This window comes from Fictibacillus barbaricus, assembly GCF_014635025.1.
Classification (GTDB): domain Bacteria; phylum Bacillota; class Bacilli; order Bacillales; family Fictibacillaceae; genus Fictibacillus; species Fictibacillus barbaricus.
This window is the reverse complement of the sequence record NZ_BMCE01000001.1, coordinates 1,387,468-1,402,506: the sequence shown is the minus strand read 5'-3', so window position 1 is coordinate 1,402,506 and position 15,039 is coordinate 1,387,468. Positions and strand designations below refer to the sequence as shown.

Annotated in this window: 16 protein-coding genes; 2 read left to right on the top strand and 14 right to left on the bottom strand. The window is 40.6% G+C overall.

The genetic code is table 11. The features are described 5' to 3' along the window. Positions 1 to 155: 155 nt before the first annotated feature. Entirely contained in the window at positions 156 to 401 is a 246-nt protein-coding gene (locus IEV52_RS06820) for a post-transcriptional regulator (RefSeq protein ID WP_188401722.1), read from the bottom strand. 95 nt (positions 402 to 496) lie between these two features. On the opposite strand from IEV52_RS06820, the gene spoVB reads away from it, so the two are divergent. Continuing rightward, a complete protein-coding gene (gene spoVB, locus IEV52_RS06815) occupies positions 497 to 2,047 on the top strand; it encodes a stage V sporulation protein B (protein ID WP_188401721.1) in 1,551 nt (516 codons plus the stop codon). Positions 2,048 to 2,070: 23 nt separating this feature from the next. On the opposite strand, the gene IEV52_RS06810 is transcribed toward spoVB, so the two are convergent. Next, positions 2,071 to 2,730 (bottom strand): DUF421 domain-containing protein, encoded by a 660-nt coding sequence (locus IEV52_RS06810; protein ID WP_188401720.1) that lies wholly within the window; start codon positions 2,728 to 2,730, stop codon positions 2,071 to 2,073. Positions 2,731 to 2,927: 197 nt separating this feature from the next. Between IEV52_RS06810 and IEV52_RS06805 the strand changes: the two genes are divergently transcribed. Next, positions 2,928 to 3,305, top strand: a complete 378-nt coding sequence (locus IEV52_RS06805) for a TIGR04086 family membrane protein (RefSeq protein WP_188401719.1) — start codon at positions 2,928 to 2,930, stop codon at positions 3,303 to 3,305. 33 nt (positions 3,306 to 3,338) lie between these two features. Here IEV52_RS06805 and yajC read toward each other — a convergent pair whose 3' ends face one another. The 12 genes from yajC to nadB form a co-directional block, all read right to left on the bottom strand. Beyond that, entirely contained in the window at positions 3,339 to 3,608 is a 270-nt protein-coding gene (yajC, locus tag IEV52_RS06800; protein WP_188401718.1) for a preprotein translocase subunit YajC, read from the bottom strand. A gap of 22 nt (positions 3,609 to 3,630) precedes the next feature. Then, positions 3,631 to 4,773, bottom strand: coding sequence for a tRNA guanosine(34) transglycosylase Tgt (gene tgt / locus IEV52_RS06795; protein WP_188401717.1), 1,143 nt, complete (start codon positions 4,771 to 4,773; stop codon positions 3,631 to 3,633). Positions 4,774 to 4,790: 17 nt separating this feature from the next. Beyond that, positions 4,791 to 5,819, bottom strand: a complete 1,029-nt coding sequence (queA, locus tag IEV52_RS06790; protein ID WP_188402279.1) for a tRNA preQ1(34) S-adenosylmethionine ribosyltransferase-isomerase QueA — start codon at positions 5,817 to 5,819, stop codon at positions 4,791 to 4,793. 18 nt (positions 5,820 to 5,837) lie between these two features. Next, positions 5,838 to 6,029 carry a DUF2905 domain-containing protein gene (locus IEV52_RS06785; protein ID WP_188401716.1) on the bottom strand — a complete coding sequence of 64 codons (192 nt, stop codon included), beginning with the start codon at positions 6,027 to 6,029 and terminating at the stop codon, positions 5,838 to 5,840. Then, positions 6,026 to 7,027 carry a Holliday junction branch migration DNA helicase RuvB gene (ruvB, locus tag IEV52_RS06780; protein ID WP_188401715.1) on the bottom strand — a complete coding sequence of 334 codons (1,002 nt, stop codon included), beginning with the start codon at positions 7,025 to 7,027 and terminating at the stop codon, positions 6,026 to 6,028. The genes IEV52_RS06785 and ruvB overlap by 4 nt, the downstream gene beginning before the upstream one ends. Before the next feature lie 14 nt (positions 7,028 to 7,041). Continuing rightward, positions 7,042 to 7,635 (bottom strand): Holliday junction branch migration protein RuvA, encoded by a 594-nt coding sequence (gene ruvA / locus IEV52_RS06775; RefSeq protein WP_188401714.1) that lies wholly within the window; start codon positions 7,633 to 7,635, stop codon positions 7,042 to 7,044. Positions 7,636 to 7,812: 177 nt separating this feature from the next. Then, entirely contained in the window at positions 7,813 to 8,400 is a 588-nt protein-coding gene (locus IEV52_RS06770; protein ID WP_188401713.1) for a YhcN/YlaJ family sporulation lipoprotein, read from the bottom strand. A 71-nt stretch (positions 8,401 to 8,471) separates the two neighbouring features. Then, positions 8,472 to 9,404 (bottom strand): phosphotransferase, encoded by a 933-nt coding sequence (locus tag IEV52_RS06765; RefSeq protein WP_188401712.1) that lies wholly within the window; start codon positions 9,402 to 9,404, stop codon positions 8,472 to 8,474. A gap of 46 nt (positions 9,405 to 9,450) precedes the next feature. Then, on the bottom strand, positions 9,451 to 11,388 hold the full coding sequence (locus IEV52_RS22655) for a LysM peptidoglycan-binding domain-containing protein (RefSeq protein ID WP_308464564.1): 1,938 nt from the start codon (positions 11,386 to 11,388) through the stop codon (positions 9,451 to 9,453). Between the two features lie 136 nt (positions 11,389 to 11,524). Continuing rightward, on the bottom strand, positions 11,525 to 12,622 hold the full coding sequence (gene nadA / locus IEV52_RS06755) for a quinolinate synthase NadA (protein WP_188401711.1): 1,098 nt from the start codon (positions 12,620 to 12,622) through the stop codon (positions 11,525 to 11,527). Further along, complete coding sequence (gene nadC / locus IEV52_RS06750; RefSeq protein WP_188402278.1) at positions 12,609 to 13,457, bottom strand: carboxylating nicotinate-nucleotide diphosphorylase; 849 nt, start codon at positions 13,455 to 13,457, stop codon at positions 12,609 to 12,611. Before nadC ends, nadA begins: the two co-directional genes overlap by 14 nt. Beyond that, complete coding sequence (nadB, locus tag IEV52_RS06745; RefSeq protein ID WP_188401710.1) at positions 13,411 to 14,994, bottom strand: L-aspartate oxidase; 1,584 nt, start codon at positions 14,992 to 14,994, stop codon at positions 13,411 to 13,413. Before nadB ends, nadC begins: the two co-directional genes overlap by 47 nt. Positions 14,995 to 15,039: the final 45 nt, after the last annotated feature.

Genomic DNA, 15,039 nt, shown 5'->3' with positions numbered 1-15,039 from the left:
CTCCTTCATGCTGCATCAAAAAGACAACACTATGTATAAGTACGAATACTAACCCTTCCCATTATAGCGATTGTTGTTTTTTTCTGTCAATTTGTCTTGAGAATGTTCATAAATAAAATAAAAACAAAGTGAAGCATCCGCTTCACTTCTATGGATTACTCTTCCCTATAAGCTTGAATGGTTAGCCATGTCATAAAATCATTAAGGGATAGAGCCAAAATGTGATCAACGAGCGAATGCAGACGAGGTTCTACCTTTTTTTTCTTAAGCCTTGCCTGCACACATTCCCATATTTCCGCGTCCGTAACACTTTCATACCCCATATAATGAAATTCTTCTTTCTTACTTTGTACAGCTGGCTGCACTTCCTTTTTCCATTGCGAAAAATGAGTGTTCTCCATCTTCTTCTCTCCTCTCAAATGAAACAAGCTGTCATGACTCTGCACTCATCCTGCATATAGTTAAGTATGAGATTGTCCAAGAAAGGACAGGTATTATGACAAAACAAACACTTGTACAAGGTACCATACTGCTGATCTTGGCGGGTCTGGTCACTCGAATCCTTGGTTTCGTTAACCGTATTGTGATGGCTCGTGTTATGGGTCATGAAGGTGTAGGTCTTTACATGATGGCAGTTCCAACATTCTTGCTTGCTGTTACACTGACTAGACTTGGCCTTCCGATTGCGATCTCAAAGCTCGTGGCTGAAGCAGATGCTACAGGTGACCGCTCAAAAGTGAGAAAAATTTTGATCGTATCTTTAGCAATTACAGGTATATTAAGCATAGTTATCACCATCGGCTTATTTATTGCTGCCCCGCTGTTAGCTCAGCATTTTTTTACAGATGATAGAACGATATGGCCATTATTAGCCATCGCCCCTGTTGTTCCTGTAATAGCTGTCTCCTCCGTATTGAGAGGCTATTTTCAAGGGCTTCAAAACATGAGGCCTTCCGCGTATTCACAAGTGATTGAACAAGTTGTCAGGATTGCCCTGGTCGCCTTATTAACGGGTTTATTTTTGCCATATGGTGTGCAATTTGCGGCGGCAGGTGCAATGATCTCTGTTATTCTCGGTGAACTGGCTTCACTTCTCTATATGTTTTCTATGTTTAAAGTGAAAAAGAAGATGAGAATTCGCAAAGGTTTTTTCAAGCAATTAAAACAAGGGCAGGAAACCCTCAAAGACCTTTTGAATATCGCACTTCCTACAACAGGAAGTCAATTGATCGGCTCGGTTTCGTACTTTTTTGAACCGATTGTTGTTGCCAACAGTTTAGCCATTGCAGGGATAACCACAGCAGTGGCTACTGCACAATATGGGGAGCTTGCCGGTTATGTAATTCCCTTATTGTTTTTGCCAACGTTTATAACCTATTCGCTTTCTGTGTCTTTAGTCCCTGCAATCAGTGAAGCAAACGCACAAAAAAAATACCATCTTATCGAGCACCGTCTTAATCAAGCACTTAAACTTTCCATGTTATCAGGTGGAATTGCGGCTGTTGTTCTGTATGTATTTGCGGTTCCTATTATGGATCTTATGTATGATTCACCAGCTTCGGCCTCTTATTTAAAAATCATGACTCCTTTTTTCTTTTTTCTATATTTCCAAGGACCGCTTCAAGCTGTTCTTCAAGCATTAGACCTGGCACGATCTGCCATGATTAACAGCCTTATTGGTGCTTTGGTCAAACTAGCAGCCATTTTTGCACTTGCTACTCGACCTGAATTCGGTATTATGGGTGCAGCACTCGGAATCGTCATCAGTATTGTGGTCGTAACACTTCTGCACTTTGCTACAGTTATTAAAGCGATCAGTTACACGATTGTTGTTAAAGACTTTGCACTCTGTCTTTTATCCGTATTTATAACAGGCGCCGGAGCGGTTTACCTTTACCGTTACATGATGCCTCAGTTCCAGCCTCTACAAGGATTAGCAATCTGTGTTGCTGCTACATGCGCTATTTATCTGTTCACACTGATCTTCTTTAAACTCTTGAAAAAAGAAGATCTTAAACACATTCCATTTATTAAAAAATGGGTATAAAAACAGCCAAATTTATGGCTGTTTTATTTTTTATTATTTATTTCATCCACATAAAGTGAACCATCATCATTGAGTGTACAAAAGGAAATTGTTTTTATATCTTTAAAACCTACTTTTTTCAGTTCTTGTCTTAGCCAAAAAGATGTCTTGTTCATCTTCTCGAGGTTATCTTCTAAAATTTTTCCATCTAAAATAAGGGGAAGGATCATATGGATCGGGCTACTTTCTGAATCTTCATCTTTTTTTATAACAGACAGTTTACCTGTCGTCTCTAATATGCCAAATTCTACTTCATTCAAACTCCTTATATTGTTCTCTCTTAGCTGAGTAAGAAGGTCATCAAAGTTATAACGCTGTTTCTTCATCTCTTGTTCATCCACTTGGCCTTCTTTAATGATTATAGAAGGTTTGCCGTCAACAAGTTCTCTCATTTTTCTGCTCTTTAATGAAATAATCGCTAACAAAAGCTGAATACCGAGCAATACAAAAATAGATACGAGGGAATTTAACATTGGAATTTTGGGATCTTCAATTGAAATGACAGCTAACTCGGCAATCATAATCGAAACTACAAAATCAATGATGGACAATTTTCCAATTTCGCGTTTACCCATCATTCGAAAGACGATGATGATTAGAAAATATATAAAAAGTGTCCTGAAAATAATCGTATAAAGCTCCACGATCCCCCTCCTTCCAATATCTTAATCATTTCCATTCCATTTGTTAGTGTGACACAGATTTTAAAAAACATAATACGAAGGTTTTGCCAATAACAATTAAATGGGAAAGGAAGGTAAAATCCATTGCTTGTACTTCTAATTCTTATAAAAGCTGAATAAAGTATATAGAAAGCTTGCAGGTATAAGGAGGATCAAAGATGGGGATTAAACATATGGTTTCTTCAATGGGACGGGGTTTGATAGCAGTTCTTCTTATGATCATGATGTGCAGTTTAGTACTCTCCCTATTGTTGCGGTTTACTGGACTTACTGAAGGTTCACTAAAATGGGTCACGATTGGACTATCTTTTTTATCATTATTTATAGGCGGTTTGATCTCTGGGAAAAAGGGCCAAAGTAAGGGTTGGCTTTTAGGCGGAGGTACAAGTCTTTTGTTCTCCTTTCTTGTTTTTCTTGTTCAATATTTAGGATATCAAAGCACTTTTAATTCCTCGCAATATATGTACCATGGCCTTTTTCTTCTGTTAGCAATGGTGGGCGGTATCATGGGAGTCAATTTAAGCAGCAATAAGTAACAAAAGACCCGTTATTTAACGGGTCTTTTTTTACTATAGTGCTGCTTCTTCTTTTACTTCACGGATCGCATTGCGGTCAAATGTTAGCTTTGCACCATCATTTGAACGAATAACTGCTACATTGTCATCAATGCTATCAAGTGTTCCGTGTAAGCCACCAATCGTTACAACTTTGTCGCCTTTTTTTAGATTGGTCTGCATTTGACGAACCGCTTTTTGTCTTTTTTGCTGCGGACGAATCAACAGAAAATAAAAAATAGCAAACATCAAAATAATCGGCAATAATCCTCCAAGATTTCCCATACTTATCACCCCTTTCTATTAGTTAAAAATTACGAGCATTTGGTTTGTTAAATCCGTACATTTCAAAAAACTCATTTCTAAAATCAAGAAGCCTGTCTTCCATGATAGCTTGTCTAACCTGTTTCATTAAGTTTACCAAAAAATAAAGGTTGTGGTAACTTGTTAGTCTGAAACCGAATGTTTCATTCGCTTTTACAAGGTGACGAATATAGGCTCTGGAATATGTTCGGCATACGTGGCAATCACATTTCTCATCAATTGGCCTGAAATCACGGGCATATTTGGCATTTCGAACAACGAGTCTTCCTTCACTTGTCATACAAGTTCCATTTCGTGCGATACGGGTAGGAAGTACACAGTCAAACATATCAATCCCTCGAATAGCACCGTCGATCAAGGAATCAGGAGATCCAACACCCATCAAGTAACGAGGCTTATTTTCAGGAAGATGCGGTGTTGTAAAATCCAACACGCGATTCATCACATCTTTCGGTTCACCTACCGATAAACCACCTACTGCATAACCTGGAAAATCGAGCGAAACAAGGTCTTGTGCACTTTGCTTTCTGAGCTCTTCATATTCTCCCCCTTGGACAATTCCGAACAGAGCTTGATCCTGGGGTCTTGCATGACCTTTTAAGCAACGTTCAGCCCACCGGCTCGTACGTTCGACAGATGCCTTCATATAGTCGTATTCTGCTGGATATGGAGGGCACTCATCGAACGCCATCATAATATCCGAACCTAGTGCATTCTGAATCTCCATGGCACCTTCAGGACTAAGGAAAAGTTTTTCACCGCTAAGATGGTTCCTGAAGTGAACACCTTCTTCTTTAATCTCTCTTAAATCACTCAAAGAAAATACTTGGAAGCCGCCTGAATCCGTAAGAATCGGACGATCCCAATTCATAAATTTATGAAGTCCGCCTGCTTCTTTAACAATATCATGGCCAGGTCTAAGCCAAAGGTGATACGTATTGCTTAGAATAATTTCTGCACCAAGCTCTTTAAGTTCTTCAGGACTCATCGTTTTTACAGTAGCTAGTGTACCTACCGGCATGAAGATTGGTGTCTCAAACGACCCATGTGGAGTATGTACTTTTCCAAGCCTGGCTCCTGACTGCTTGCATGTTTTTATTAATTCATAAGTTACAGCTGGTTTCATTTTAAAATAAATCCCCCTTAAAGTATAAGCATCGCATCACCGAAACTGAAAAAACGATACTTTTCTTCAACGGCTTCATGATATGCTCTTAAAACGAAATCTTTAGTTGCGAATGCACTGACCAACATGATTAACGTTGATTTTGGCAGATGAAAGTTTGTGATCAGACCATCTATCGCTCGAAAAGTATAGCCTGGATAAATAAAGATATCTGTCCAACCCGAGTCTTCCTTAAACTCTCCATCAAATTTGTTTGCGACCGTCTCAAGCGTACGCGTACTAGTCGTTCCAACTGTAATAATTCTTCCGCCAGAAGCTTTAACTTGATTTAAGAGTTCCGCTGTTCCTTTTGTGATCTGATAAAACTCAGCATGCATATCATGCTCTAGAATGTTTTCTACACTTACAGGACGGAAAGTACCTAATCCCACGTGGAGTGTTATAAAAGTTACATGAACACCTAAGCCTTTTAGCTCTTCAATCATTTCAGCAGTGAAATGCAAGCCAGCGGTAGGTGCAGCTGCTGATCCTTGGTGAACCGCATACACAGTCTGATACCTGTCCTTTTCTTCTAGCTGTTCTTTAATATAAGGAGGAAGCGGCATCTGCCCTAGATCATCGAGAAGTTCGTAGAATATCCCGGAATACACAAACTTTAACTGTCTTCCTCCATGATCGCTCTCACCCTTACAAACAGCTTTTAAACGTCCGTCCCCAAATGTGATCTCCGTCCCAGGTTTTATTCGTTTTGCAGGTTTTACAAGTGTCTCCCACGTATCGTTGCCTTCTTCTTTTAAGAGGAGAACTTCAACCTTGGCACCTGTATCAGATTTATGTCCAAAAAGTCTTGCTGGCAGGACGCGTGTGTCATTTAAGACAAGACAGTCTCCTTCTTGTAGGAAATTTTTCAAATCATAAAAATGCTTATGTTCTATTCTTTCTTCTGCTCTATTTAATACCATTAACCTTGAAGATGTTCGGTCCTCTAAAGGTGTCTGTGCAATCAGTTCTTCAGGCAAATGGAAATCAAAGTCATTTACGTTCATGTAATTCATTCCTGCTTTCTATTTAAATCGACCTATAATCATAAAGATCAAGGAAAGAACAACACTGATGATAATGGAAGTCATAATTGGAAAATATACTGTAGTATTACCCTTTTTCCATACCATATCACCAGGAAGTTTACCGATATATGTCCCTATTAATCCTATTATAATCAGGACGATCCCTGCAATAATTAAGAGACGGTTCATTCCGTGGACCCCTCCAGTCCAAAATAATGATAGGCTTGTTCTGTTACCATTCGGCCTCTAGGAGTGCGCTGCAAAAAACCAATCTGCAAAAGATACGGTTCATATACATCTTCAATCGTCATTGACTCTTCCCCAATCGTCGCCGAAATGGTTTCTAGACCAACGGGACCACCTTTATACGTATGAATAATCCCTAGTAATAATTTATGGTCAATATGGTCCAAACCTAAACGGTCTACCTGCAGAAGTTCTAAGGCTTTTTGACAGATAGGCAGAGAAATTGTATCCATTCCTTCTACCTGTACAAAATCCCGAACCCTTCTTAGTAGCCGGTTTGCAATCCTCGGTGTTCCTCTTGATCTTCTTGCGATCTCTTCTGCCGACAAGTCATCCACTCTAACCCCGAAAACGTCGCCAGTCCGTCTTACGATTTCTCCCAACTCATCAGGCTTATAGTATTCAAGCCTTGCCATAACTCCAAAACGATCTCTAAGCGGAGCTGACAGAGATCCTGCTCTTGTAGTAGCTCCAATCAGAGTAAAAGGAGGCAGATCCAAACGGACAGACCTGGCCACCTCTCCTTTTCCAATAACAATGTCTAAGCAAAAGTCTTCCATTGCCGAATATAATATCTCTTCAATGGCGCGAGAAAGTCTATGTATCTCATCAATGAAAAGAACATCGCCGGGTTCAAGTGAGGTAAGGATAGCCGCTAGATCCCCAGGACGCTCGATAGCGGGACCACTGGTCGTACGCAGATTAACCTCCATTTCATTTGCAATAATGGAAGCTAAAGTCGTTTTCCCAAGACCAGGAGGCCCATAGAGCAGCACATGGTCGAGTGGTTCGTTCCGAAGTTTTGCAGCCTTAATAAATACCCGCAAGTTATCCTTAACGGCTGTTTGTCCTATATATTCATCCAATGCTTCAGGGCGCAGGCTTAACTCAATGTTTGCTTCATCTTGACGTTCCTCTGAAGAAACAATTCTCTCTTCCATACATCCTCACGTCCTTATGAATTCATTAACTTCTTCAATGCTGTTTTAACATATTCATTTGCAGTCATTTTTTCTTTCTTTAACTCAGGAAGAATTCTTTGTATCTCTTTTCTACCGTATCCTAATACAGCAAGTGCCTCGAGTGCTTCATCAAGTTCATCACCGTTCGTCTCAACCTCAGCGAAAAGTCCTTCTGTAATTTCGATGTCCGCAAAAATGGACAGCTTGCCTTTTAAGTCCAAGATCATCTGCCGTGCTGTTTTCTTTCCTACACCAGGGAACTTGGTCAAGAACTTTTCATCTTCTTGTTCTATAGCATTCACTACCTGCTCCGGCTGGCCGAAAGCTACGATGGCCAGAGCACCTTTAGGGCCTATTCCAGAAACATTTAATAATTTTAAAAACAAGTCGCGTTCTTTCCGGTTTTTAAAACCATATAATGCAAGAATGTCTTCCCGAACGTATTGATACGTATACACCGTTTTTTGCTCATTCAACTTATAAATAAAAGGGTTTGGACATAATACTTTATAGCCGATCCCGTTATTGTTTATGACAATATGTTCTGCTGTTATGTAATCTACATTTCCAGTAATGCTTTCTATCAACTTCTTCTCTCCCTAACGCTAAAACCGAGCGTATGTTTCTATTCTTTATTGTAACATAGGCAACCTCTTAAATCCTTATAAAAAGTGAAATTGAATTGCTGAGCAACAGGCTTTTAAATGGGGAAAAAATAAAAAGGACTGCTCAAAAGTAGGATACTTGTGAGTCAGCCCTTAAAGCTAGCGGTTATTTTCGAAAGGACGTTTTATCGCATCTCCAAGATTGTTGCCTGCTCTTACAATGTCGTTACTGATTCCGCGAACATCTGATTCCACTTCCGTGAAAGCACGGCCATCACGCAGATCGTCGTCAACATTCTCGATGCGGTTAAACATATTTTGATCAGCAACTACTTGCACTTCACGATTAGGTGCCATATGAGCAGTGATCTTTCTGACTTTGTCCGTCAGTTGATCCTTTTTCGATTCATCCGTATCTACTCCTACAATGACGTTGTTATCCTCTAGAATAACGTGAGCATCGTCTACACCACGGATGTCGTTTACTTGTTTGGCAATACGTTCAGCAAGCTTACCATCATAATCTTCATGATAGGTAGAGGCATGGTCTCTTACATCTCTGTCCGCCATATCGGATATGAACCCAGCGCCTCTGTCAAGATCACCGCGATTATCTCCTTCATTTGAATAATATCCAATTGGGCGAGTATCGTTGTCATACTTGTCCTGCGATTCATTCACTCCATTACAGGCTGCAAGACCACCAGCAAGTATTGTTACAGAAAGTGTCTTTATCAATACCTTCAATGGAAAAACCTCCTTTCACCATTAGCTTGGCAAGAGGAGGCTTGAATTAATCTGTTAAATGTAGGATAGAATCAATTCATTTTAGTTATAATTCTTTCCACAAACTTTTTTCTGTGCTGATAATCACGCAAAGTGAATCTTGTTACTGCTTCAATCAATTCAGGATCTCTTGATTTTAAAGCTCTATTCCACTCTCTATAAAGATCTGTTGGAAATACCAAACAAATTACAAACCATTTTTTGCTGAACCATTTTAGGAAATCTTGATTCCCCATTTCTTCCATCTTAGCATAAGACCAATACCAAAAGGGCAAGATTCTGTTCGCGTATTGCAGCCAATCAAAAGCTTGGGGTACAGCAGCAAACAAATCAAAATCTATGAGATAGGCATCTTTAGATTTCTCTTTATTGATTACAAAATTATGAGGAGCCACGTCACCATGGGTGATCTCTTTCCTTTTATAAGCTTTTTTTTCAAGAGCTTCCACTGCGTTATGATCAAAGTTTTTTAAACTCCAATTCCCCCACATTACAATATCAGAAAGTAATGGCTGTAACTGATGACTCCAATTTGCTGATCGTGCATGATATTTGAAAGCATCAAAGCGGTCACTCCATTTTTTATATAGAGAATAGGAAGATAACCCTTCATAGATCGAGGATGGAATATGTGTTGAGAAAGAATGAAAACGGCTTATAGCTTCCATACCGGCAATTACATCTTTTGAATTCCCAAAGTGGAGTCCTTCACCCTTATAAAAAGGCATAATGGCCCAAATATATTTTCCAAATTCGACAGTCTTCTTTTGATTAGGATAAACGGTATATGTCCCCATAACCCTAGGTCTCTCATCTTTATAAAGTTTGGATAATTTTAATTGCTTACGGCAAGTTTCCTCGTGTTTGAAGCCTTTTAAAACAAATTTGCCTTGATGGGTCTTGATCCAGATAACATTTTCTCGAAAAAAACCAAAATCATGAATCTCAAAACCCATTTCTTTCATCTTTTTTAAAAAAAGACGATCTCCTTGGAAACCGTCCCTCCCATCCCTACTCATCTTCTTCCGTTTCCTCAGCAAAATCTTCATGAAGTTCACGGGATTGTGCTTGAGTATATGGATTAGGCATGTTATACATTCCTTGACCTTGCGAGATCATTTGCGGCATTCCCGGGAAGCCCATCTGTGGCATTGTTCCCGCTTGTGGCATCGTCATTCCCATCTGGCCCATCTGCGGCATTCCTGCCATACCCATCGGCATCGTGCTCATTTGGCCCATCTGCGGCATTCCTGGCATACCCATTGGCATCGTGCTCATTTGGCCCATCTGCGGCATTCCTGCCATGCCCATCGGCATCGTGCTCATTTGGCCCATCTGCGGCATTCCTGGCATACCCATCGGCATCGTGCTCATTTGACCCATCTGCGGCATTCCTGAAATGCCCATCGGCATCGTGCTCATTTGGCCCATCTGCGGCATTCCTGAAATGCCCATCGGCATCGTGCTCATTTGACCCATCTGCGGCATTCCTGAAATGCCCATCGGCATCGTGCTCATTTGGCCCATCTGCGGCATTCCTGAAATGCCCATATCAAAAGTTTGAGGCATACCCATCTGCATGCCCTGTAAATCCTGCGGCTCTCCAGGTGTATATTCTCCAGCTGGCATCAGATCCATGTCAGAATCAGGAAACTCACCAAATGGCATAGAACCTTGCTGCATTCCGGCCACACCCTGTTGACCAGCTTGTGGATATCCTCCTCCGTACAGTTGAGGCATACCGCTAAAACCTTGAGGAGGCATCATTCCATAGCCTTGAGGCATTTGAGAATAGGTTTGCGGTTTTGGAAACATCGCTGGCATAGAACCGTACATATTTTGCATCATTCCTGATGATTCTTCCATTAAGAATGGATGCTTATTAGGTGCATATCCATCTTTTCCTGATGGATATAACCCATGCTTACTGGCAACGTTAGGCTGATTGGCAACATTGGGCTGGTTTGCCATGTTCGGCATGTTTGCTGCATTGGGCTGGTTTGATATGTTCGGCATGTTCGCTGCATTGGGCTGGTTTGTTATTTTCGGCATGTTCGCTATATTCGGCTGGTTTGTTATTTTCGGCATGTTCGCTATATTCGGCTGGTTTGTTATTTTCGGCATGTTCGCTATATTCGGCTGGGTTGTTATTTTCGGCATGTTCGCTATATTCGGCTGATTAGCTATGTTCGGCATGTTTCCTATATTCGGCTGTTGATTTGGATAACCCATAGGAACGTAATGACCTAAGTTTGAAGATTCCATCATACCAGCTAAATCTTTATCATACATCGGTACCATTGGCTGTTTCATAGGCGCTTTCATCGGTATATCTTTTTGGATAGGAACGTCTTTTTTCATTGGCAGATCTTTTTGCATCGGAACGTCCTTTTTCATTGGCACATCTTTTTGAATCGGAACGTCCTTTTTCATCGGTACATCTTTTTGAATCGGAACGTCCTTTTTCATCGGTACATCTTTTTGAATCGGAACGTCCTTTTTCATTGGCACATCTTTTTGAATCGGAACGTCCTTTTTCATTGGCACATCTTTTTTCATCGGCACGTCTTTTTTATCCATCTTAGGTGGTGACGGCTTCATTGGTGCTGGTTTCATCGGAGCTGGTTTCATCGGAGCTGGTTTCATTTCCGGTTTAACAGGTGCTGGTTTTAATGGTGCAGGCTTCATTGGTGCTGGTTTTGGTACTTCTTGAACAGGTGCTACCGGTTTTTCCTTTACAGGTGCTACCGGCTTTTCTTTTACCGGTACTATAGGCTGCTCTTTTTTCATACCAGGTATCTTGATTGGGATCTTTATCTTTTCCCCCCGCTCGATTACATCGGTTCTTGAGAAACCAGGATTTGCTTTTCTTAGTTCATTCACTGGAACATCATATTTTTCAGCTATTTTGTCAAGTGTGTCCCCTTTTTGCACAATGTGAATTCTCACGCTGCAAAACTCCCTCCTGCCAAATTTCCTTACAGTATATGAACATTTGGGCATATTGCTACATCTTATTGAATGTCATTATTCCTTTATCACTTTATGCCTGATAAAAGAAGGATATGACAGGGGGAGATACGCACTACATCATTCTATTTAAAGCCATGATCGCGTATTTTTTTGTTTCGTCATCTACGGAAATAACATTCTCCACATTACCTTCTACGATATTTTCTAAAGACCATAATAAGTGTGGAAGATCAATCCGGTTCATTGTTAAACAAGGACAAAGACTAGGGTTTAAAGAAACGATTTTCTTATCAGTAAACTGCTGAGCTAATCGGTTAACCAGGTTCATCTCTGTACCAACTGCCCATTTCGTTCCAGGAGCTGCATTTCTTATTGTTTCAATAATGTAATGAGTAGAACCATTCATGTCACTTGCTCTTACGACTTCATGTGTACATTCTGGATGAACAATGATCTGATAATCTGAGTGATTCATTCTAAATTCCTGGATCTGTTCAACGGTAAACTTTTCGTGAACGGAACAATGGCCTTTCCATAGGATTACTTTGACCTGTTCTATCTCAGAACCTTCGTAAATTAACTTGTTTTGGATCGGATCCCAAACCGCCATATCTTGAAGCGGGATACCTAGATCAAAAGCGGTGTTCCTGCCTAGATGCTGATCGGGCAAGAATAAGAGTCTCTCTTTTTGTTGGAAAGCCCAGCTCACCATTTCTTTAGCATTGGAAGAAGTAACAGTTGCTCCCCCATGTTTGCCACAAAAAGCTTTAATTTCCGCTGTGGAGTTTACATATGTAAGCGGAAGGATCGTGTCACCAAATATCTTGTTCAGCTCGATCCATGCTCTTTCCGTTTGATGAATATCCGCCATATCTGCCATTGAACAGCCTGCTTTAAGATCTGGCAGAATAACAGTCTGATCAGGACCACTTAACATATCAGCCGTTTCGGCCATAAAGTGAACACCGCAGAACACAATGAATTCAGCTTCTTTGTTTTGAGCTGATATTTTGGCCAGCTGCAGTGAATCTCCTGTTACATCTGCAAATTGTACAACTTCATCTTTTTGATAATGATGTGCAGGGAGGTAAAGCCTATCACCTAATTGAGCCTTGATTTCTTTAATCCTTTGTTCCATCTCTGTTATTGACATCGTTGACAAGCGGGCTGGCAATGATTTGTTTTTAGTAAAGGTTTCAAGAATAGACATGCTTTACAACTCCTTTTACGTTCATGCTAATATCAAGTGATTTATAGGAATGTGTTAAATAGCCTAAAGAAATATAATGAACTCCCGTTTCACTATAGGCATTTATCATTTCAAGGGTAATACCGCCAGAGGCCTCTGTAATAATTCCAGGGGGTACTTGGATTAATCTCTGCTTAATTTCTTCTGGTGTACAATTATCAAACATAATGATATCCGCTCCGGCAGAGACCGCTTCGATCACCTGTTGTTCTGTCTCCGTTTCTACCTCGATCTTTACGGTGTGCCCAAACTTTTGACGAGCGGTTTTTACCGCTTCCTTTATGGAAGGAAATCCTGCTAGATGGTTTTCTTTCAACATAACCGTGTCATAAAGTCCAAATCGATGGTTAAAGCCACCCCCGCATCTCACTGCATATTTCTCGAGCATTCTTAATCCTGGAGTTGTTTTTCTCGTATCACAAATCCGTGTTATCCCGTTTGTATTTGCAACAGCCTGTGCTGTTACTGTTGCGATCCCTGAAAGACGCTGCAGCAAATTTAATAGGACTCTTTCACCTGATAGAACACTCTGTCTTTTTCCTGTGATTTCAGCAAGTATTGTTCCTGCTTCAACCTTTTCACCATCCTTTACGTAAACATTTGTTTGTACCATTGAATCAATCAACTCATAACCTGCCGTAAGGATCTGCCCTCCTGCAAATACTCCTTTGTCCTTTGCTATTATTGTTGCTGTAACTTCTCCACTTTCTTCAAAGAGGGATGCTGACAAGTCCCCTGATCCAATATCTTCAATAAAAAAGTCCTGCAGCTGTTTTTTTAGCAATAATGGATTCATCATGCTGTAAACTCCTTATAATCTTTTTTTGTTCCCAATCATTTTGCTTAAAAGGGAAATCCGATCGATAATGACTTCCTCTGCTTTCTGCACGCTTCAGACAACTTGTTATAGTCAGCCAAGCCATCGTTTGCATATTGAAGCGTTTGATCACCGACAGCGGCTCATTTATTAATGAAGGGTTTAGCGTATTGAGTTGTACCCTATCTGAAGCATCTTCTAGTCCTTTCTGATTCCTGCAGATTCCTGCATGCTTATCCATCACGGATTGTATATGTTCTTCACTAAGAAGCTCTGAGGATAAGTCATTGTTTTGAGAAAAGGTTTCTAGTCCAGGAAAAGGGAAAGGAACTGAAACGTTCTCTTCACTTTTGCTCAGGATACTTTGTGAAGCGGCTTTAGCGAACACAGCTCCTTCTAAAAGTGAGTTGCTGGCTAATCGATTTGCCCCGTGAACTCCTGTATTCGCACATTCACCAATAGCGTATAATCCTTTCATCGATGTTCTACCATTATGATCCGCGCGAATGCCCCCCATCGTAAAATGGGCACCAGGCGCAACAGGGATCAGCCCCTCTTCAATTGATATCCCGCCCTTTTTGCACAATGCGGTTACACCTGGAAACTTTTTATCAAAATTAGTGATTCCCTTAATATCTAAATAAACTTTCTCTCCATGAATATGAATCTCTTCAAAGATTCTTCTAGAAACGATATCTCTTGGTGCCAAGTCTTTCAGGGGATGAACACCTTCCATGAAAGGAACTCCCTTGGAATTAACCAGAATACCTCCTTGTCCCCTAACAGCTTCCGTAATCAGTCCCCCCGATTCTCCGCCTGAGAATAGAGTGGGATGAAATTGAACAAACTCCAGGTCGGAAAGTTCGACACCAGCCCGATAGGCCATGCATATTACACTTCCATCCGATCCATATTTGTTGGAAGTAGTCGCATATATGCCCGCGTAGCCCCCACCTGCTAAAATCGTATGCCTTGAATGAAAGAAAACTAAATTTCCAGCTTCATCTTTACAATAAGCCCCAAAACATTGGTTATTTTGGATGACCAAGTCGACTGCATACTGATGATTTATGATCCTTACTTTGTCATTTAGACGGCTAAAGAGGGCATCCATTACTTTTTTTCCGGTTTGATCTCCACCTGCATGAACGATTCTGTTTCGATGGTGGCCTCCTTCTTTTCCAAGCATAAAAGAGCCATCGTTATTCCGATCAAACCGTACGCCCCAATCTGCAAGCGTATGAACGACTTCTGTTCCTTCTTGTACGAGACGTTTTACCATTTCTTGATCATTATGATGGTGACCCGCTTTAAGAGTGTCTAAAAGATGTTCCGCCCAAGAGTCATTTTTATCTATCGCTGCAGAGATACCGCCTTGCGCTAAGTAGGAATTTGATTTCTCAGCAGAAAACTTTGTGACAACTATCACATTCTTATGCGAACTTAAATATTCAGCAGCCATCAAACCAGCGATTCCCCCGCCGATAATCAAAACATCTGCCTCAATACGATTCATTTTAAAAAACACCTCAACTTTACACGTGTCTTGACACCTATATTT